Here is an 18949-nt window from a genome sequence, read left to right on the forward strand (position 1 = left end):
GCCGGGGAACGAGGCCTTCACGGTCGCTGGGCCGCGGGAGGGCTCAGGAAGCCTGTCGAAGCTCCGCCTCGACCTCGACGGCGAGCGTGCAGGAGCACTCCGCGTCGACGGTGTGGCAGTCGATGATCAGGGCGTGGCGGACGCGGTCGAGGTTCGCGCAGCTCTCGTGCGTGCACTCGGCGAACCCGCCGTCCGGGTGAACCACCAGGGTGCCGTGACAGTGGTCGATCCCGCTGGTGCAGAACGCGCACTCCATGCTCAGGCCGCCTTCCGCTCTCGTGCTCTCGAACCGGGTCGTTCGCGACCGGCTCTTATCAGACCGGACAGCTTCTTGGTACCACCGGTGAGCGCCAGAGTCTGGCATACGGGCGGCGTGTCGCCGCACCCGGTCCGGTGATCCCGGTCCGGCGGGGATTGCCTGCGGCTTTCCCGCCGCCCGACGGGAAAAGCTCGCTCAGGCGCTCTTCGGCCGCCGCGTGCGCGGAGCAGCCTTCTTGGCCGGCTTCTCCTCGTCGGAGGCCGCCTTGCGCGAGCGCGACGAGGTGCTCTTGGCCGGCGCGGCCGAGCGCGACTTGCGGGCTTCGGAGACGCTCGCCTCGAGCGCCGCCATGAGGTCGACCACGTCGGCTTTCGCCCCCACCGCACCGGGTTTCGTCGTCTCGTTGCCCGAGACCTTGGCCTCGATCACGGATTCGAGCGCCTCGCGGTAGCCGTCGGTGTACTTTTCGGACTCGAGAACCGGTTCCGACAGCGAATCGATCAGTGAGCCGGCCATGGTCAGCTCCTGCGGGCGCACCTGGGGCGGATCCTCGCGCAGGAACGGGAAATCGGGCGTGCGCACCTCGTCGGGCCAGAGCATCGTGGTCATCACGAGCACGTCGGACACCACGCGCAGCAGCGCCAGGCTCTCGCGCTGGCGCACGGCGACCTTGGCGATGGCCACGTGGCCGGCCTTGTGCAGCGCGTCGCGCAGCACCACGTACGGCTTGACGGCGTTCTTCTGCGGTTCGAGGTAGTAGGTCTTGTCGAACTGGATCGGATCGATCGACTCGAGCGGCACGAACTCCAGCACGTCGATCGTGCGCTGCGTGGCCAGCGGCAGGTCGGCGAGGTCGGCGTCGGTGATCACGACCATCTCGCCGTCGGGCAGCTCGTAACCCTTGGCGATCTCGGCGTAGGGCACCTCCTGCCCGTCGACCGTGCAAAAGCGCTTGTACTGGATGCGGCCGCCGTCGGACACGTGCACCTGGCGCAGCGAGACGTTCTTGTTCTCTGTGGCCGCGTACAGCTGGATCGGGATGCTGACCAGCCCGAACGACACCGAGCCCTTCCACATCGACCGCATGCGCGCTCCTCCGCCGTCCGCCGGTGTTCCACTCACGCTCGGTAACAACCGTAGCCCGGATCATCCGATCCCGACAGTCCCGCCGGTCGGCGCGGCTCCCGACCGGCCCAGCCTGACCTGCGACGACCGCGCGGAGCCGGTCACCCGGGGTAGCGATTACCCCGAACCCGCGTTCCCGCAAAAGTGCGGGGCACGCAGATTATTGCGTGCCCCGCACTTTTGCTACGCTGATGCCCATGACCCCCGAACCCGCGACGCCCGTGCTCGGGCTGCGCGAGCGCAAGAAGCTGGCGGCCCGGCAGGCACTGGGTGCCGCGGCGCTGCGGCTCGCGCTCGAGCGCGGCCTGGACCAGCTGCGGGTCGAGGACATCGCGAGCGAGGTCGGCGTGTCGCCGCGCACGTTCAACAACTACTTCTCCAGCAAGGAGGAGGCGGTCTGCTCGTTCATCGTCGCGCAGCAGGAACGCGTGCGGGAGGCACTGCGGGCCCGGCCCGCGCACGAACCGCTGTGGGAGGCCGTGATCAACGCGGCGGTGGACCAGGCCTCGCGTGACGGCTCACCCCGGCGCGAGGACGTGCGCCGCATGCGCGACATGCTGCGCAACGCCGGGCTGTTCGCGGAAATGCTGCGCGCGCACGCCACCGTGGAGCGCGTCCTGGCCGAAGCGGTCACCGAACGGGCGGGCGGCACCGCAAATCCGTTGCACGCGAGGATGCTCGCGGGGATTGTACAGAGCGCTTCCCGCATCGCGTTCCACACGTGGCTTACCTCCGGGCCGGACACGGAGTTCCTGCCTACGTTCGTGGACCTGCTGCGGGAGGCGTCCGCGGGCATGCCCACCCTGGCCGCGGCCGCGGCGAGCGCCACCGCACCATGAGCCACCCGAACCGTCCAAAACAGACACACCACCACAGAACACCACCCTGGGGGAGAACCGTCCCGTGCTGATCCGGCTGTTGCGCAGTCATCTGCGCCCCTACAAGACGACCATCTGGCTGGTCGTCGTCCTGCAGTTGATACAGACGCTCGCCGCGCTGTACCTGCCAACGCTCAACGCCGACATCGTCGACAACGGGCTCGTGAAAGGCGACACCGGCTACATCATGCGGATCGGCGCCATGATGCTGCTGGTCACGCTGGTGCAGATCGCCGGCTCGGTCGGTGCCGTCTACTTCGGCGCGCGCACCGCCATGTCCCTGGGCCGCGACGTGCGAGGCTCGGTGTTCCACCGGGTCCAGGACTTCTCCGCCCGCGAGGTCGGCCAGTTCGGCACGCCCTCGCTCATCACCCGCACCACCAACGACGTGCAGCAGATCCAGATGCTCGTGCTGATGACGCTGACGCTGATGGTGTCGGCGCCGATCATGTGCGTCGGCGGCATCCTCCTGGCGCTGAACCAGGACGTGCCGCTCTCGTCTCTGCTGCTGGTGATCGTGCCGGTGCTGGGCGTCGCCGTGGGCCTGATCATCGCCCGCATGCGCCCGGCGTTCCGGCTCATGCAGGTGCGCATCGACAAGATCAACCAGGTGATGCGCGAGCAGATCATGGGCATCCGCGTGATCCGCGCGTTCGTGCGCGACCAGCGCGAGCGGGAACGCTTCGGCCAGGCCAACGACGAGCTGCTCACCGTGTCGCTGCGCGTCGGCCGGCTGATGGCGCTGATGTTCCCGACCGTGATGCTCGTGGTCAACGTCTCGAGCGTCGCCGTGCTGTGGTTCGGCGGGCACCGCATCGAGAGCGGCTCGATGCAGATCGGCGCGCTCACCGCGTTCCTGGCCTACCTGCTGCAGATCCTGATGTCGGTCATGATGGCCACCTTCATGTTCATGATGGTGCCGCGCGCCGAGGTGAGCGCCGAGCGCATCTCCGAGGTCCTCGACACCGAGTCGAGCGTCCGCCCGCCGCTCGCGCCGGTCTCCCCCGGCCGCGTGCACGGCGTGCTGGAGCTGACCGGCGTCGAGTTCTGCTACCCCGGCGCGGAGAAGGCGGTGCTGCGCGACATCTCGCTGAGCGCGCGGCCCGGTGAGACCACCGCCGTGATCGGCAGCACCGGCAGCGGCAAGACCACGCTGCTCAACCTGATCCCCCGGCTCATGGACGCCACCGCCGGCACCGTCCGCGTGGACGGCGTCGACGTCCGCGAACTCGACCCGGCCGTGCTTGCCTCGGCCGTGGGGATGGTGCCGCAGAAGCCGTACCTGTTCGCGGGCACGGTGGCGAGCAACCTGCGTTACGGCAACCCGGACGCCACCGACGAGGAGCTCTGGCACGCGCTGGAAGTGGCGCAGGGCAAGGACTTCGTGCAGAAGATGCCCGAAGGGCTCGACTCCCCGATCGCCCAGGGCGGCACGAACGTCTCGGGCGGGCAGCGCCAGCGTCTCGCCATCGCGCGGATGCTGGTGCACAAACCGGAGATCTACCTGTTCGACGACTCGTTCAGCGCGCTGGACTACGCCACCGACGCGGCGCTGCGCCGCGCGCTGACCGACGAGACCCGCGAGGCGACGGTGGTCATCGTCGCGCAGCGCGTGAGCACCATCCGGGGCGCCGACCGCATCATCGTCCTCGACGACGGGCGCGTCGTCGGCACCGGAACCCACCACGAACTGATGGACGGCAACGAAACGTATCGCGAGATCGTGCTTTCGCAGCTGACCGAACAGGAGGCGGCGTGAGCGAGGAAGAGAGCACTTCGGGAGCCGTCGCGACCGAGGTCGGCGAGCGGCCGACGGCGGCACGCAACAAGAACGTCGCGCCGGCCGCGGGGCCGGGGCGGTTCATGGCCGGCGGCATGCCGCCGGAGAAGGCCATGGACTTCAAGGGGTCGCTGGCCCGGCTGCTGCGCCTGCTGCGGCCGCAGCGCGCCGCGTTGGTCGGGGTGCTGGTGCTCGGCACCCTGAGCGTCACGCTGACCGTGATCGGGCCGAAGATCCTGGCGCGCGCCACCGACCTGATCTTCGCGGGCGTGATCGGCAAGGGCCTGCCCGCCGGTGTCACGAAGGACGCGGTCGTCGCGGGCCTGCGGGCGCAGGGCAACACCACGCTCGCGGACATCTTCGCGCGCGCCGACATCGTGCCGGGCCAGGGCATCGACTTCACGGCCGTGGGCCAGGTGCTGCTGATCGTGCTGGCGCTGTACGTGATCGCGTCGTTCTTCGGCCTGATCCAGGCGCGCCTGACGACGAGCCTCGTGCAGGGCGCGGTGCACTCGCTGCGCCGCGACGTGGAGGAGAAGCTCGCGCGGCTGCCGCTGCGCTACTTCGACCGCCAGCCGCGCGGTGAGGTGCTCAGCCGCGTCACCAACGACATCGACAACCTCGCGCAGTCGTTGCAGCAGACGCTCGCGCAGATCGTCACGTCGGTGCTGACGGTGATCGGCGTGCTGGTGATGATGTTCCTGATCTCGCCGCTGCTCGCGATCATCGCGCTGCTGACGGTGCCCGCGTCGGTGTTCGTCGCGGCCAAGATCGGCAAGCGCGCGCAGCCGCAGTTCATCAAGCAGTGGGCGACGACCGGGAAGCTCAACGCGCACATCGAGGAGATGTACACCGGCCACTCGCTGGTGAAGGTCTTCGGGCGGCGCGAAGAGGCCGAAGCGACGTTCCGCGAGCAGAACGACACGCTGTACAACGCGAGCTTCCGGGCACAGTTCATCTCCGGCACGATCCAGCCGGCGATGATGTTCATCGGCAACCTGAACTACGTGCTGGTGGCCGTGATCGGCGCGCTGCGCGTGGCGTCGGGCAGCCTGACGCTGGGCGACGTGCAGGCGTTCATCCAGTACTCGCGTCAGTTCAGCCAGCCGGTGACGCAGATCGCGAGCATGGCGAACCTGCTGCAGTCCGGTGTCGCCTCGGCCGAGCGGGTGTTCGCGCTGCTCGACGCGAAGGAGCAGGAACCCGAGCCGGCGGATCCGCAGCGACCGGCCGTGGTCCACGGCAAGGTCGAGTTCCACGACGTGTCCTTCCGCTATCTCGAGGACACGCCGCTGATCGAGAACCTCTCGCTCACGGTGGAGCCGGGCCAGACGGTCGCGATCGTCGGACCCACCGGTGCCGGCAAGACCACGCTGGTGAACCTGCTGATGCGGTTCTACGAGATCGACAGCGGGCGCATCACGCTCGACGGCGTCGACATCGCGAAGATGGACCGCGAGGAGCTGCGCGACAAGACCGGCATGGTCCTGCAGGACGCGTGGCTGTTCGGCGGGACCATCGAGGAGAACATCGCCTACGGCGCCGACGACGTGACCCACGAGCAGGTCGTGGAAGCGGCCACGGCGACCTACGTGGACCGTTTCGTGCGCACGCTGCCCGACGGCTACGCCACGGTGATCGACGACGAGGGCGGCACGGTCAGCGCCGGCGAGAAGCAGCTGATCACGGTGGCACGGGCGTTCCTCGCGAAGCCGGCCATCCTCATCCTCGACGAGGCGACCAGCTCCGTGGACACCCGCACGGAGGTGCTCATCCAGCACGCGATGAACTCGCTGCGCGAGGGCCGCACGAGCTTCGTGATCGCCCACCGCCTGTCCACGATCCGCGACGCGGACGTGATCCTGGTGATGGAGTCGGGCCGCATCGTGGAGCAGGGCGACCACCAAACCCTGCTGCACGCGGGCGGCGCGTACTCCCGCCTGTACGCGGCGCAGTTCGCCGAGGCGATGGCCGAGACGGACTGATCCGCCGGGCTGTCCGATCCGGGGCGGTGCCGCTGTGGTGAACCACGGCGGCGCCGCCCCGGTCTCGTTTTCCGGGGCCGGGTGCTACGGGCGGGGCACGTTGCGGAGGTTGGACTTCGCCAGCTGCAGCATCTTGCCGACCCCGCCGCCGAGGACGGTGCGGCTGGCGGCGAGCGCGAAGCCACGCACCTGGGCGGCGGTGATGTTCGGCGGGATCGAGAGCGCGTTGGGATCGGTCACGACGTCGAGCACCGCGGGGCCGTCGTGGTCGAGGATCTCGCGGATGCCCTCGCGCACGTCGGCCGGCTTCTCGACCCGGCGCGAGTGCAGGCCGGCCGCGCGGGCGATGGCGGCGAAGTCGACGGAGTCGTGGTCGGTGCCGAACTCGGGCAGGCCGTCCACGAGCATCTCGAGCTTCACCATGCCGAGCGAGGAGTTGTTGAACACCACGGCTTTCACGGGCAGCGCGTGGGTCTTCAGCGTGAGCAGCTCCCCCATCAGCATCGCCAGCCCGCCGTCGCCGCACATCGCCACGACCTGGCGGCCCGGCGCGGCCGACTGCACGCCGATGGCGTGCGGCAGGGCGTTGGCCATGCTGCCGTGCACGAACGAGCCGATCAGCCGGCGGCGGCCGTTGGGCGTGACGTAGCGGGCCGCCCACACGTTGCCCATTCCGGTGTCCACGGTGAACACCGCGTCGTCGGCCGCCTCCTCGTCGAGGATGTCGGCGACGTACTCGGGATGCAGGGGCACGCGCTGCGCGACGTCGCTGGTGTAGGCGTCGACCACGCGCTGCAGGCTGCGTTCGTGCTTGTGCAGCATGCTGTGCAGGAACGAGCGGTCCTCGCGCCGCCGAAGCCGCGGCAGGGCGGCGCGGATCGTCGCGCCGACGTCGCCCAGCACGCCGAACTCGAGCACCGAACGGCGGCCGATGCGGGCCGGGTCGATGTCCACCTGCACGGTGTTGCGCTGCGGCAGGAACGTGTTGTACGGGAAGTCGGTGCCGAGCAGCAGCACGAGGTCGGCCTCGTGCATCGCGTCGTAGCAGGAGCCGTAGCCGAGCAGGCCGCTCATGCCGACGTCGAACGGGTTGTCGTACTGCACGTACTCCTTGCCCCGCAGGGAATGCCCGACCGGCGCGCCGATGGTGTCCGCCAGCGCGAGGAGGTCTTGATGGGCGTCGCGGCAGCCCGCGCCGGCCATGATCATCACCTTCTCGGCGCGGTTGATCCGCTCCACGAGCCGGTCGACGTCGGCGGCGGCCGGCACGATGGCCGGCGGGGTGCCGAGCGGCGCCGACACCCCCGTCGGGTTCACGGCGGACTCGTGCGAGACGTCGCCGGGCAGCACCAGCACGGCCGCGCCGCGCCGGCCCACGGCGTTCTGCACCGCGATCCGCGCGAGCCGCGGCATCTGCTCGGGCCCGCTCACCAGCTCGCAGTAGTGCGAGCACTCCGCGAACAGCTGCTGCGGGTGCGTCTCCTGGAAGAAGCCGGTGCCGATCTGCGTCGACGGGATGTGCGACGCGAGCGCGAGCACCGGCGCGCCCGAGCGGTGCGCGTCGTAGACCCCTTGCAGCAGGTGCAGGTTGCCGGGACCACAGCTGCCCGCGCACACGGCCAGCTCACCCGTGAGCTGCGCCTCCGCGGCCGCGGCGAACGCACCGGCCTCCTCGTTGCGCACGTGCACCCAGTCGATCCCGCCGCGGGCCGAGCCGCCGGTGCGGCGCACGGCGTCGACGACGGGGTTGAGGCTGTCGCCGACCACGCCGTAGATGCGGCGCACACCGGACTGCACGAGAACGTCGATCAGCTGGTCGGCCACGGTCGCCATGAGCGGTCCTTTCCCTCGGTTCCCCGGCAGTCTCGCACCTCCCGGCGAACGTCGCTCGCCCTTGACAACTATTCTTGTCAATGACACGGTGGGTTTCCGTCAGGCGAGGAGGAACCGGTCATGACCCACGAGTTCGACATAACCAAGCAGGTCCGGCTGCCCGCGCCCCCGGAGGCCGTGTGGGACGCCGTGGCCACGGGACCGGGCATCGACTCGTGGTTCATGGGCAAGCACGAGGTCGACGCGCAGGCGCGGCGCGTCCGCTTCGCCATGGGCGAGTTCATCAGCGAAGCCGAGATCACCACGTGGGAACCCCCGCGGCGGTTCGCCTACCGCGCCACGCCGGCACCCGACGGCAGCTTCGACGCGTTCGAGTTCCTCGTGGAGGCGGCCGAGGGCGGCACGTCGGTGCTGCGCTTCATCCACCACGGCTTCACCGCGCAGGACTGGGGCGAGGAGTACCACGAAGGTTTCAGCCACGGCTGGGAGATGTACCTGCACACGCTCGGCGAGCTCCTGCGGTACTTCCCCGGCCGCCGCGCGCGGTTCGTGATCGCCGCCGGTCCGGAGTCCTCGGCTTCGGTCGAAGCCTGGCCGAAGCTGGTGCGCGCGCTCGGCCTGCCGGAGGCGCCCGAGGCGGGGCAGCCGGTGCGGTTCGCGGTCGACGGCGCCGGCACCGTCGACGGGATCCTCGACTACACGACCCCGCACTACGCGGGCATCCGGACCCCGGACGCGCTCTACCGCTTCCACGAGCGGTCCGGGATGGGGATGCCGATCGCGATCGGGCACCACCTGTTCGCCGCCGACGCCGACGCCGAACAAGAAGGCAAGGCCTGGCAGGCGTGGCTCGAGCGCGTGCTGGCGTGAGCGGGCGCTAAGGTGGGCGCACCCTAAGGGACGGGGGTGCCACGCCTGCGATGGCGGACGAACTCGCCGAACGCCGGCGCCGACGCGCACTCGGCCAGGCTCCCGAACCGCTCCCCGAGCACCCTGCCGACGAACACCCTGCTGATGAGCACCCCGTCGAGAATCGTGGCGTGTTCGTGGTCCAGGAGCACCGCGCGTCGCGGCTGCACTGGGATTTCCGCCTCGAACGCGGCGGGGTGCTCACGTCGTGGACCGTCCCGCGCGGCCTGCCCCGCTCCCCCGGCCGCGGGCGGCTCGCGATCCGCATCGACGACCAGCCGGTGGACTACGCGGACTTCGAAGGCGAGATCCCGGCGGGCGAGTACGGCGCGGGGACGGTCGAGGTGTGGGACCGCGGCCGCTACGAAACCGTGCACTGGCACGAGCACCACATCGAGTTCGTGCTGTACGGCGAACGGCTGCGGGGCCGCTACGAGCTCGACCGCGGCGACGGATCGGCGGACGGCTGGCGGCTGCGCCGCCTCGACCCCGCCGAGCCCGGCCACGAGGACACACCGCGGTTCCTCGCGCCGATGCCCGCGCGCCCGGGCCGCATGCCCTCCACCGCCGAGGACGGCGACTGGGCGTACGAGTTCGCGTGGCCGGGCCGTCGCACCGTCGTGCGCGCGGGCGGCGCGCGCGTGACGGCCGTCGACGAGACCGGCGCCGACGTGACCGCGCGCTACCCGGAGCTGCGTGGTCTCGCCGCGCAGCTCGGATCCACGGAAGCGTTGCTGGACGGGCAGATCGTGGTGTTCGCCGCGGGCCGGCCCGACCCGGCAGGGCTGCGCCGCCGCGCGGAAGCCGACCCCGACGCGGCGCGCCGGCTCGTGGACCGGCACCCCGCGTTCTTCTTCGCCTCCGACGTGCTGCACCTCGACGGCCGCTCGCGCCTCGACCTGTCCTACGTCGAACGCCGCGCGCTGCTCGACGACCTGGGTCTCACCGGGGACCACTGGCGGGTGCCGCCGACCCACCTCGGCGACGGCGGCGCGGTCGCGCGGGCGAGCCGGGACCACGGCCTGCCCGGACTTCTCGCGAAACGCCGGAGCAGCCCGTACCGGCCGGGCCGGGCGAACACGGACTGGCTGTTCGTGGCATCCCCGGACGTGCGCCGGGTGCTCATCGCCGGCTGGCGCCCCGGCGGCGGCCGACGAGCGGGCACGTTCGGCTCACTGCTGCTGGCCGTGCCCGACGGCGCGGGCCTGCGCTACGCGGGCAGCGTCGGAGTCGGCTTCTCCCAGGAGGAACTCGGCTCCCTCGCCGCGGCGCTCGCGGGGCTGGAACAACCGCGGCCGCCGTTCGCCGACGTGCCCGACCACCCCGACGCGCGCTGGGTGCGGCCCGTGCTCGCCGCGGAGGTCGTGCACGGGCCGAAGTCCGCGCCGCGCTGGCGCGGGCTGCTCAGCGAGCCCGGGTAGCCGGGCGGCGCAGGCACAGCGCGATGCCGGCCAGCAGCACGACGGCACCGGCGATGATGTTGCCCGTCAACGCTCCCGCCGAGGGCGCGGTCTCGTCGCCGTAGCGCAGGACCAGCGGGGACACCGCGGCCCAGACGCCGAGCACCGGCAGGATCCATGTGAGGGCCTGCGGGCGCGTGGTGCGCGCTCGCACGGCGGCGAGCACGATGATCGCCAGACCGGCCACCGTGTTGCTGATCGCGAGCTCGGCGGCGCCGCCGAACCGCGCCAGCCACGGGCCGATGATCAAGTACAGACCGGCCAGCACGGCCAGCCCCGCGGCGCCGCCGACCAGTGCGCCGACAGCGCCGTTCGCGCCGGTGCGTTCGGTCGTGGTGGACATCCCGGATCACCTCGCCGTAGTCGGGTTCCCATGATCGGGTTCACCGGTGGGGTACCCACGATCGGCGCGGCTCGCACGGGGCCGGGTGATCTCCACCCGTTCGGCGGCCGGTCAGGCGCGGGCGGCCGCGCAGGCGTCCACGAGCCGCGGCCGCACGTCGAGGGCTTGGGCGGCGCCCGTGACGTCGAAGACCCGCAGCACGAGCCGTCCGGTCGCGACCACGGACAACGCGGGGCGTGTACGGCTCGTCTCCTCCAGCACCCGCAGGCCGGCGCAGCTGAGGAAGCCGACTCGCGAGAGGTCGACCACGAGCTTCTCCCCCACCACGCACGCTTCGGCCAGCACCGTCCGGAAGTCGCCGACCGAGGCGGCGTCGATCTCGCCCGCGGCGGTGACGAGCACGAGGTCGTCGTCGCGGACGGTGGTCAGGAGGGTGAGGCCGGAATCCCCTCGGCGCTGGGGCATTGGCCTGACGGTACGCGCTCCCCCGGCCCGGTCAACCCCCGCGCGGCGCGCAGGTGGGCGACCTCACGAGTCACCCGGAGTGAGCGAACGGCCGCGGACCGGTCATCGGTGCTGCTGGGCCGGGCCGGGGACTGCCCATCGCCCTCAGTGGTGGGCAGTCCCCGGCCTGGCCGCGCGGCCGGTGCGAACGCAGCGTCCGATCAGCCGCCGCTGGTGTAGTAGGTGATGTCCCAGTGGTTGCCCTCGTCGCAGTAGAGATTGCTGGAGGGGGCCTGCCACTGCGGGTAGCCGTCGCCGCGCAGGCCGATGTAGGAGAAGCTGTTCTTGATGTAGGCGTCGATGCAGCTGTTGTGCGAGATGTCCACCTTGTAGCCGTTGTAGTGGCTGTAGGTGCCCGAGGCGTGGCCGACCTCGGTGCCGCCGGTGATGTTGATCGCGCAGCCGCTGGCTCGCTTGAGCGTGATCACGCCGCTGACCGTGGTCTGGTTGATCTGCTCGAACGACGTGCAGGTGGAGTTCGACCGCGTGGTGCACCCGCCGCTGGACGAGTGCGTGACACCCGCCGCGGACAGCTGCGACGCCGCTTGGGACTGCGTCAGCTTGGTGACGGCGGGTGCGGCCGAAGCCGTCGCCGTGCCGAGCACCGTCATGGCCGCCGCGGCGGCCAGTCCGACGGCCGCCTTGGGCAGCATCGGAGGAACGCGCATGACTTGCCTCCTCGTGGGGACCGGGAACGAGGGGCAGCCAAGTGCGCGGCTCCATACGATCGCCAAACGCCGGCGCGGCCGCGTCGCCGAGGCGGGCGTCAGATCCTGATCTTCGCCAAGACTTCACGAGCCCGGTCGCCGACGGGTGAATCACCCGAAGCGGCGTTGAGCTCCCGCAACGCGCACAGCTCCCACAGCGGGAAGCCGAGGCCGCGGAAGACATGCGCGGCCTCGGACAGGGCACCGGGGGCTTCGCCCACGCCGGCTTGCAGTTTGCCGAGGCTCAGCAGCGCGTAACCCGTGCCGCGCCGGTCGTGCAGGTCGCGGAACACGGCCATGGCGCGGCGCAGGTGCTGCTGCGCGCCGGCCGGGTCCGCCGCGCACAGACGGGTCTCGGCGAGGCTGCGGTGGGTGTAGGCGGCCGCGTGCCGGTGGCCGATCTGCTCGAACAGGTCCAGCGACCGCGTGAGGCAGCGTTCGCCCTCGGCGACCTCGCCGGCGTCGGTGTGGAGGTCGCCGAGGCTGCGCAGGACGTGGGCCTCCCAGTGGCGCTCACGCGTGCGGACGGCGCCGCCGAGCGCGCCCGCCAGCAGGTCGGCGGCGCGGTCGGTGCGGCCGAGGCGGCGCAGCACGTCGGCGTAGCGCTTGGCGACCTGGTCGTGCCAGCGGCCGGCGCAGTCCCCGGCGAGCAGCAGGGCGGCTTCGAAGCTCTCCACGGCCCGGCGGATGTCGCCCAGGTCTTCCGACAGGCCGCCGAACTGGGCGGCCGCGATGGCCTGGCCCCGCACGTCGCCGCAGGCACGCAGGAGCTCCAGGGCTTCGCGCAGCTCTTCGACGGCGAGCTCGGCCTGGCCGGCGTCGGCGTCGAGATCGGCCAGCGCGACCAGCGCTGCGCCGCGGCCGCGCGGGTCGCCGAGGGCCTTGAAGCGCGTGCCGGCCATGGCGAAGTAGGTGCGGGCCTGGCGCGAGCGGCCCAGCTGCCAGTGGACGGAGGCGAGGGTGAAGAGCTTGCCCGCCTCGGCCGGGCGGTCGCCGAGGCGGCGGGCCGCGGCGAGGCCGACGACCGAGACCGCTCTCGCGGAACGGCCGAGCCACGGCGTGCCGGCCAGGGCCGCGCAGGCGTCGGAGAGCCGGGCGGCCAGCGCGTGCCAGTGGTGGCGGCCGGCGAGCCGGGCCGCCGTGGCGACGAGCTCGGTTTCCCGGCGTCGCCAGGCATCGGGGTCGGCGGTCGCGGTGCGGGCCGCTCCGACGTCGGGCGGGGTGAACGGCGGTCCGGCCGGGGTGAACCCCTTGTCCAGGACGGAAAGCACGCGTTCGGCGAGCGCGAGCACGGCTTCGAGGGTGCGGTTCAGCGCGGCCCGGTCGGGTTCGCCGGGCAGCCGCGCAAGGCCGAGGCGGACGAAGCGGGGGACGGCGTGGCGGCCGTGGTCGTCGGCGACCAGGAGGTGGGTGTCGGCGAGGGCCTCGAGTCGGTCGCGGGCTTCGGCGGGGCGGACGTCGAGCAGCGCGGCGGCGCACCAGTCGGGCACGGGGCGGCGGAACAGGCCGAGCAGGCGCAGGAGATCGCGGTCTTCCGCGGCGCAGTCGCGCAGCGTCGGGAGAACGGCCGTGCGGACGCTGACGTCGCCGGAGGCGAGCTCGTCGAGGACGCGGCGGTCGTCGCCGAGGCGGGTGGCCAGGTCGGCGATCCGCAGGTGCGGCCGCGCGGCCAGTCGCAGCCCGGCGATGCGAACGGCGAGGGGAAGCCCGGCGCAGCGCGCGACCACTTCGTCGGCGGCGGCGGGCTCGGCCGCGATCCGTGCGTCGCCGGCCACGGCGGTGAGCAGGGCCCGGGCGTCCACAGTGGACATTTCGCCGACCGGAACGGGCCTGGCCGCCACCAGTCCCGGCAGCGGCCGCCGCGCCGTCACGAGGATGCCGCAGCCCGAGCCGCTCGGCAGCAGGGGCCGGATCTGGCCTTCGGTGCGCGCGTTTTCGAGCAGGACGACCAGGCGCCGGTCGACGGTGTGGCTGCGCCAAGCGGCGACGAGGGCCGTGAGGTCGCCCGTGAGCTCGGCGGCGGGGGCGCCGAGGGCGCGCAGGAACGCGATCAGGACGTCGCGGGGTTCGGTGGTGGCGAGGTCGGCGGTGAGCTGCCCGTCGGGGAAGCGGCGCCGCGCCCGCCACGCGGCCTGCACCGCGAGCGCGCTCTTGCCCGCTCCGGCGCCGCCGTGGACCACGACGGGCGCGGGCGCGCGCAGGTGCCGCGCGACGGCGGCCAGTTCCGTTGCGCGGCCGGTGAAGTCGGGCACGGGTGCGGGCAGCTGCGCGGGCGGGCCGCCGGCCGTCCACTCGGCGCCGGCGATGCGGCGGTACAGCGCGTCGAGCTCCGGCCCGGGCACCACGCCGGCCTCATCCCACAGCGCGCGGCGCGTGCGGCGCAGCACGTCGAGCGCGGCGTCGCGGCGGCCCAGCCCCGCCAGCGCCCCGGCGAGGCGGCCGGCCAGCCGTTCATCGGCGGGCCGCGCCGCCACGACGGGAGCGAGCCGGTGCACCACGGCCTGTCCGTCGCCTTCGGCGAGCTGCAGCTCCACCAGCTGCAGCAGGACCGTCCGGCGGCGGTCCTCCAGCCACACCTCGTGCGCCTCGACGAGCGGTCCCGTCGCGACGTCGCAGAACGCCCCGCCCCGCCAGCAGGCGAGTGCCCTGGTCAGCAGGTCTTGCTTCGCCCGGGTGTCCTCCGCCGCCAGCCCGGCCGATGCGAGCGCGACGAACTCCGCGGCGTCGAGCTCCCCCTCGGCCACCCTGAGGACGTAGCCCCGCGGCCCCGACTTGAGCCGTTGGCCCGGGTCGTCCGCGGCCAGCCCGGGCGACACCGCCTTGCGCAGCTTCGACACCGTCACCTGCACGATCGCCGCCGCACTCGGCGGCGCCCCGTCGGGCCACAGCTCGTCGACGATCGTCGCCCGCCCGACCACCTCGTTGGGTCGCGCGAGCAACAACGCGAGCAACCGCCGCGGCTGTGCCGCCGACGGCAACGCGACGGTCGCCGCCAGCGGACCGAGGACCTGGAACCGCACCGCAAGCTCCCCCCGGCCGCACATCACCTGATCGAGCGACCCGAAAGTACCTGCGCCCCCGGCTGTTCGACCGGTCCTCACCCGGATGGCCCACCTCGTTGGAAGGGTGCCCGGGGCCGGCCTGGTGCGAACGGTCCCTTCCCGCCGCGGTCCCGGCTCAGGCGTGCGCGAGCAGCTTCGCCTTCAGGTCCGGCCGGTCGGCCAGGACGTGGTCGCCCAGGGCGTGTTCCAGCAACGGCTTCAGCGCGCCGTGCGGGGCGCTCGACCAGTCGAGCGGACCCAGCGGCGGCTCCGGGTCGTATTCGATGCCGAACTGGACGGTGCGGGCGACATCGGGGCCCGCGAGGCGGTCGACGAGGTGCAGGGCCAGGTCGATGCCCGCCGAGACGCCCGCGGCGGTGATCACGGGGCCGGCGTCGACCCAGCGGCGGGCGACCGGGGTGGCGCCGAAGGCGCGCAGCAGGTCGCGACACATCCAGTGGGTGGTGGCCTCGCGGCCGTCGAGGAGGCCGGCCTCGCCGAGGAGCAGGGCGCCGGTGCAGACGGACGTCATCAGCTCTGCCGTGCGCGCGGTCGTGGCCAGGTAGTCGATCAGCGGCCGGTTCGCGAGCGCCTCCAGGGTCGGCGCGGAGCCGCCCGGGACGAGGACGCCGTAGGGCTCGCGGACGTCGGCGAAGGTGTGGCTGGGCGCGATCCGCAGGGGCGTGTCGGTGCCGATCGGGTCGAGGGTCTCGCCCACGACCACCACGCGGAAGTCCTGATCCGCCATGGCGAACTGACTCAGCACCTGGAGCGGGCCCACGAGGTCGAGCACCGTGAGGCCGGGGTAGAGGACAAAGGCGAACGTCTTCTCGGTCATGCGTCCCACCGTGCCCCCGCGGGCGCGCGGACGGGAGGGCGATGTCCGTAATCCTGCGAACCATGTCGATCGGCCTGCTGACCTGCTAACGTTCGATCATGCCGGGGCCAGAACGGCAGGTCGTGATCGTCGCGTACCCCGACGCCGAACTGCTGGACATCGCGTGCGTCTCCGACGCGCTCGACGCCGCCAACCGGCTCGGCGCGCGCCCGGGCTACGCCCTGCGGCTGGCCACTGTGGACGGACACCCGTTCCGCTGCCAATCCGGCATCACGCTGACGCCCCACGTGCGGCTCGACCAGGTTTCGGGGCCGCTGCACACGATCGTCGTCTCCGGCGGTCTCGGCCACCGCGCGGCGGCGGGCGACGAGCGCCTCCTCGAACACGTCCGCCGCCTCTCCCGCGACAGCACGCGCACGGCGTCGGTCTGCACCGGCTCCACCGTGCTCGCCGCCGCCGGCCTGCTGAGCGGCCGCCGCGCGACCACGCACTGGGCGTACGCGGCGCAGCTCGCCGCGAAGTACCCGTCGGTGACCGTGGACCCGGTGCCGCTGTTCATCCGCCACGGCGACGTCTACACCTCCGCCGGCGTCACCAGCGGGCTCGACCTCGCGCTGGCGTTCGTCGAGGAGGACCACGGCCCGACCCTCGCCCGCGAGGCCGCCCGCGCCCTCGTGACCTACCTGCAGCGGCCCGGCAACCAGGCCCAGGTGAGCATGTTCCTGTCCGGCCCGCCGCCCGAGCACCGGCAGGTGCGCGACCTCACCGCGTTCGTCGCCGAACACCTGGGCGAGGACCTCGGCACGCCGGTGCTGGCCCGGCAGGCGGGCATCAGCACGCGCCAGCTGACCAGGTTGTTCGACGCGCACCTCGGCACCACGCCCGGCAAGTACGTGCGCACCGTCCGCGCCGAGCACGCCGCCCGCCTGCTCGCGGGCACCGACCTGCCCCTGGCCGCCATCGCCCGCCGCTGCGGCTTCGGCTCCACCGAGACGCTGCGCCAGGCCTTCCTCGACCACTTCGACACCCCGCCGTCCGCCTACCGCCGGGTGCACCTGCGCCAGGCGCTCGGCTGAGCGAAACGCCGGAATCGACCGGGTCGTCCCCACCCGGTACGGGTGACGGCCACGGCGTGAGTGCAGGATGTGCGCCGTGGCACCGCCCGACTACCCCGACGACACCGCCGACACCGGCCCCATCCGCCGTGTGGCCGGCGACCCCGCCGCTCCTCCGGCGTCCGCGGCCCGGCCCCGCCGCCCCCGCACGGGCGACGAGCCCGCCTGGCCCGGAGTGGAAGAGCCGGTGCGCCGAGCCACGCCGCGTTCCGGCGACAACCCCGCCGGCCGCCGCACGGGCGAAACCCAGCCACCACGCCGCTCCGGCGAGACTCCCCCTCCGGCCGGCCGCCGCCGCGGAGACACGCCCCCACCGGCGAGCCGCCCCACCGGCGACGGCCGAACCGGGCAGGCTCCGCTGCCTTCGCGCCACGCCGACGCAACCCCGCCACCCGCCGGCCGCCGCACCGGCGAAACCCCGGTCCCCCCGCGCCGCCGCGGCGAGACCCCTCCGCCGACCGGCCGACGGGGCGGCCAACCTGCGCGCCGCACCGGTGAAACTCCGCTGCCGCCCTCACCCCAAGCCGACGGACAAGCGCGCCGCACCGGCGAAACCCCGCTGCCCTACGCCGACAGCGACTCGCCGCCCACTAGCCGCCAGAGCCGCGAAACCGCGCCCTCCCGCCGCACCCCGGGACAAGCGCGCCGCGACGGCGAAACCTCACGCGCCACCGACGATTCCCCGTCACCCGACGCCGACGGGGCCCGGCCGGTCACCGGCCGCCGCACCGGCGACACTCCTCCCGCCACCGGCCGCCGCCCCCGCACCACCGCAAGCCCGGACGAAGCGCCGGAACCCGCCGGACCGCCCGCACACAAGGGCCTCCGCGCCGCACTCACCGCGCAGGCACACGGGCACGGTCATGGACACGGCCACGGCCACGGCCCGGCCGCCCCCGCCTCCACCCGCGTCCGCAAGCTCCTCATGTGGCTGCTCGTCCCGCTCGCCCTCGCGACGGTCGTCGGCATGGTCGTGCTGTACCCGTGGGGCAAGGCGTCACCGACGAGTGTGGTGCCGCAGGGCACGCCGGTGCAGGCGTCGATCACGGCGACCGCCACGGGACCGTGCCTCGCGAACGGCCAGGTGCAGGTCGGGGCCGACACCGACCCCGACCAGAAACCGTGCCTCACCGTCGACCTGACGATGACCGACGGCCCGGGCGACGGAAAACCCCTGCGGCTCATCGTGCCGATCGAGCCGAGCACGCCGCGCTTCTCCACCGGCGACAAGGTGGTTCTCGCCTACAACGGCGGCAACGCCACCGACCCGGCGTCGTTCCAGCTCGTCGACTTCCAGCGCGGCACGCCGCTCGTGCTGCTGGCCGCGCTGTTCGCCCTCGCCGTGCTGGTGCTCGGCCGCTGGCAGGGGCTCGCGGCGCTCGTCGCGCTGGTGCTGAGCTTCGTGGTGATCGTGCTGTTCGTGCTCCCCTCGATCCTCGCCGGCGAGAACCCGCTCCTGGTCGCCATCGCGGGTGCCGGCGCGATCATGTTCGTCGCGCTGTACCTGACCCACGGGCTGTCGGCGAGAACGTCGGTGGCGGTGCTCGGCACATTGGTGAGCCTCGCGCTGATCGGCATCCTGTCGGCGATCTTCTCCGTCGGTGCCTCGCTCACCGGTCTCGACGACAGCACGTCCACGCTCATCGGCTCGCTCGGCCACGGCATCGACGCGCGCGGCCTGCTGCTCGCCGGCGTCGTGATCGGCGCGCTCGGTGTGCTCGACGACGTGACGGTGACGCAGACCAGCGCCGTCTGGGAACTGCGGCGCGCAAACCCTTCGCTGGGGTGGCGAGAGCTCTACCGCGCGGGCCTGCGAATCGGCCGTGACCACGTCGGCTCGGCCGTGAACACTCTCGTGATGGCCTACGCCGGCGCCGCGCTGCCGGTGCTGCTGTACTCGTCGATCTCGGGCGTCGGGCTCGGCGCGCTGCTCGGCAGCGAGGACATCGCGTCGGAGATCATCCGCACGCTCGCGGGGTCCGTGGGCATCGTCGCGGCGGTCCCCGTGACGACGATCCTGGCGGCGCTGATCGCGGCACGCGAGCCCGTCGACCACCTCGTGAGCACCACGGATATTCCCTCGTCACACCAGTAACACCAGCGAACCCCGGCGGGAACCGGACCCGGTGGCTGCGGTACGAAGGCCGCGACCGAGGCGAGTACATCCGTACC

14 protein-coding genes and 1 pseudogene are annotated in these 18949 nt (G+C 72.7%); 7 read left to right on the forward strand and 8 right to left on the reverse strand.

Translation table 11 applies throughout. The annotated features are described in order from the left end of the window. Positions 1–43: 43 nt before the first annotated feature. A complete protein-coding gene (locus AB0K15_RS32150; RefSeq protein ID WP_364058884.1) occupies positions 44–256 on the reverse strand; it encodes a hypothetical protein in 213 nt (70 codons plus the stop codon). Between the two features lie 198 nt (positions 257–454). Next, positions 455–1345 carry a Ku protein gene (locus AB0K15_RS32155; protein ID WP_364058887.1) on the reverse strand — a complete coding sequence of 297 codons (891 nt, stop codon included), beginning with the start codon at positions 1343–1345 and terminating at the stop codon, positions 455–457. Positions 1346–1581: 236 nt separating this feature from the next. Between AB0K15_RS32155 and AB0K15_RS32160 the strand changes: the two genes are divergently transcribed. The 3 genes from AB0K15_RS32160 (at position 1582) to AB0K15_RS32170 (ending at position 6027) form a co-directional block, all read left to right on the forward strand. Beyond that, positions 1582–2223: a TetR family transcriptional regulator gene (locus tag AB0K15_RS32160; RefSeq protein ID WP_364058890.1), complete on the forward strand. Its 642-nt coding sequence runs from the start codon at positions 1582–1584 to the stop codon at positions 2221–2223. Positions 2224–2287: 64 nt separating this feature from the next. After that, complete coding sequence (locus AB0K15_RS32165) at positions 2288–4021, forward strand: ABC transporter ATP-binding protein (protein ID WP_364058892.1); 1734 nt, start codon at positions 2288–2290, stop codon at positions 4019–4021. 116 nt (positions 4022–4137) lie between these two features. Beyond that, the gene (locus AB0K15_RS32170; RefSeq protein ID WP_364059162.1) at positions 4138–6027 is read left to right on the forward strand and encodes an ABC transporter ATP-binding protein; all 1890 of its coding nucleotides are present in this window, start codon (positions 4138–4140) and stop codon (positions 6025–6027) included. Positions 6028–6111: 84 nt separating this feature from the next. Here AB0K15_RS32170 and AB0K15_RS32175 read toward each other — a convergent pair whose 3' ends face one another. Then, positions 6112–7860 carry a pyruvate dehydrogenase gene (locus AB0K15_RS32175; protein ID WP_364058895.1) on the reverse strand — a complete coding sequence of 583 codons (1749 nt, stop codon included), beginning with the start codon at positions 7858–7860 and terminating at the stop codon, positions 6112–6114. Between the two features lie 120 nt (positions 7861–7980). On the opposite strand from AB0K15_RS32175, the gene AB0K15_RS32180 reads away from it, so the two are divergent. Both AB0K15_RS32180 and AB0K15_RS32185 read left to right on the forward strand, forming a co-directional pair. Then, positions 7981–8730, forward strand: a complete 750-nt coding sequence (locus tag AB0K15_RS32180; RefSeq protein WP_364058898.1) for an SRPBCC domain-containing protein — start codon at positions 7981–7983, stop codon at positions 8728–8730. Between the two features lie 170 nt (positions 8731–8900). Beyond that, positions 8901–10190 (forward strand): DNA polymerase ligase N-terminal domain-containing protein, encoded by a 1290-nt coding sequence (locus AB0K15_RS32185; protein ID WP_364058901.1) that lies wholly within the window; start codon positions 8901–8903, stop codon positions 10188–10190. On the opposite strand, the gene AB0K15_RS32190 is transcribed toward AB0K15_RS32185, so the two are convergent. The 5 genes from AB0K15_RS32190 to AB0K15_RS32210 all read right to left on the reverse strand — a co-directional run bounded on the left by AB0K15_RS32190 (position 10174) and on the right by AB0K15_RS32210 (position 15662). Beyond that, positions 10174–10572: an SPW repeat protein gene (locus AB0K15_RS32190; protein WP_364058904.1), complete on the reverse strand. Its 399-nt coding sequence runs from the start codon at positions 10570–10572 to the stop codon at positions 10174–10176. The two genes, AB0K15_RS32185 and AB0K15_RS32190, sit on opposite strands and share 17 nt — an antisense overlap. Positions 10573–10683: 111 nt before the next feature. Then, entirely contained in the window at positions 10684–11037 is a 354-nt protein-coding gene (locus AB0K15_RS32195) for an STAS domain-containing protein (RefSeq protein WP_364058907.1), read from the reverse strand. Between the two features lie 200 nt (positions 11038–11237). After that, a complete protein-coding gene (locus AB0K15_RS32200) occupies positions 11238–11744 on the reverse strand; it encodes a hypothetical protein (protein ID WP_364058910.1) in 507 nt (168 codons plus the stop codon). A 98-nt stretch (positions 11745–11842) separates the two neighbouring features. After that, positions 11843–14803, reverse strand: a complete 2961-nt coding sequence (locus AB0K15_RS32205; protein WP_364058913.1) for a BTAD domain-containing putative transcriptional regulator — start codon at positions 14801–14803, stop codon at positions 11843–11845. 157 nt (positions 14804–14960) lie between these two features. Continuing rightward, a complete protein-coding gene (locus AB0K15_RS32210; RefSeq protein ID WP_364058916.1) occupies positions 14961–15662 on the reverse strand; it encodes a DJ-1/PfpI family protein in 702 nt (233 codons plus the stop codon). Positions 15663–15760: 98 nt separating this feature from the next. On the opposite strand from AB0K15_RS32210, the gene AB0K15_RS32215 reads away from it, so the two are divergent. Both AB0K15_RS32215 and AB0K15_RS32220 read left to right on the forward strand, forming a co-directional pair. After that, positions 15761–16738: a GlxA family transcriptional regulator gene (locus tag AB0K15_RS32215; RefSeq protein ID WP_364058919.1), complete on the forward strand. Its 978-nt coding sequence runs from the start codon at positions 15761–15763 to the stop codon at positions 16736–16738. An 895-nt stretch (positions 16739–17633) separates the two neighbouring features. Beyond that, a pseudogene (locus AB0K15_RS32220) lies at positions 17634–18872 on the forward strand (YibE/F family protein); the annotation flags it as partial. Between the last annotated feature and the right edge of the window lie 77 nt (positions 18873–18949).

The sequence above is a fragment of the Amycolatopsis sp. NPDC049253 genome (assembly GCF_040678995.1).
Lineage (GTDB): Bacteria > Actinomycetota > Actinomycetes > Mycobacteriales > Pseudonocardiaceae > Amycolatopsis.

Excerpts from the sequence above, each read along its gene's own strand:
- AB0K15_RS32215 (WP_364058919.1), top strand. The coding sequence starts at position 15,761 with ATGCCGGGGCCAGAACGGCAGGTCGTGATCGTCGCGTACCCCGACGCC.
- AB0K15_RS32210 (WP_364058916.1), bottom strand. The coding sequence starts at position 15,662 with ATGACCGAGAAGACGTTCGCCTTTGTCCTCTACCCCGGCCTCACGGTG.
- AB0K15_RS32180 (WP_364058898.1), top strand. The coding sequence starts at position 7,981 with ATGACCCACGAGTTCGACATAACCAAGCAGGTCCGGCTGCCCGCGCCC.
- AB0K15_RS32160 (WP_364058890.1), top strand. The coding sequence starts at position 1,582 with ATGACCCCCGAACCCGCGACGCCCGTGCTCGGGCTGCGCGAGCGCAAG.
- AB0K15_RS32175 (WP_364058895.1), bottom strand. The coding sequence starts at position 7,860 with ATGGCGACCGTGGCCGACCAGCTGATCGACGTTCTCGTGCAGTCCGGT.
- AB0K15_RS32155 (WP_364058887.1), bottom strand. The coding sequence starts at position 1,345 with ATGCGGTCGATGTGGAAGGGCTCGGTGTCGTTCGGGCTGGTCAGCATC.
- AB0K15_RS32190 (WP_364058904.1), bottom strand. The coding sequence starts at position 10,572 with ATGTCCACCACGACCGAACGCACCGGCGCGAACGGCGCTGTCGGCGCA.
- AB0K15_RS32195 (WP_364058907.1), bottom strand. The coding sequence starts at position 11,037 with ATGCCCCAGCGCCGAGGGGATTCCGGCCTCACCCTCCTGACCACCGTC.
- AB0K15_RS32170 (WP_364059162.1), top strand. The coding sequence starts at position 4,138 with ATGCCGCCGGAGAAGGCCATGGACTTCAAGGGGTCGCTGGCCCGGCTG.
- AB0K15_RS32150 (WP_364058884.1), bottom strand. The coding sequence starts at position 256 with ATGGAGTGCGCGTTCTGCACCAGCGGGATCGACCACTGTCACGGCACC.
- AB0K15_RS32200 (WP_364058910.1), bottom strand. The coding sequence starts at position 11,744 with ATGCGCGTTCCTCCGATGCTGCCCAAGGCGGCCGTCGGACTGGCCGCC.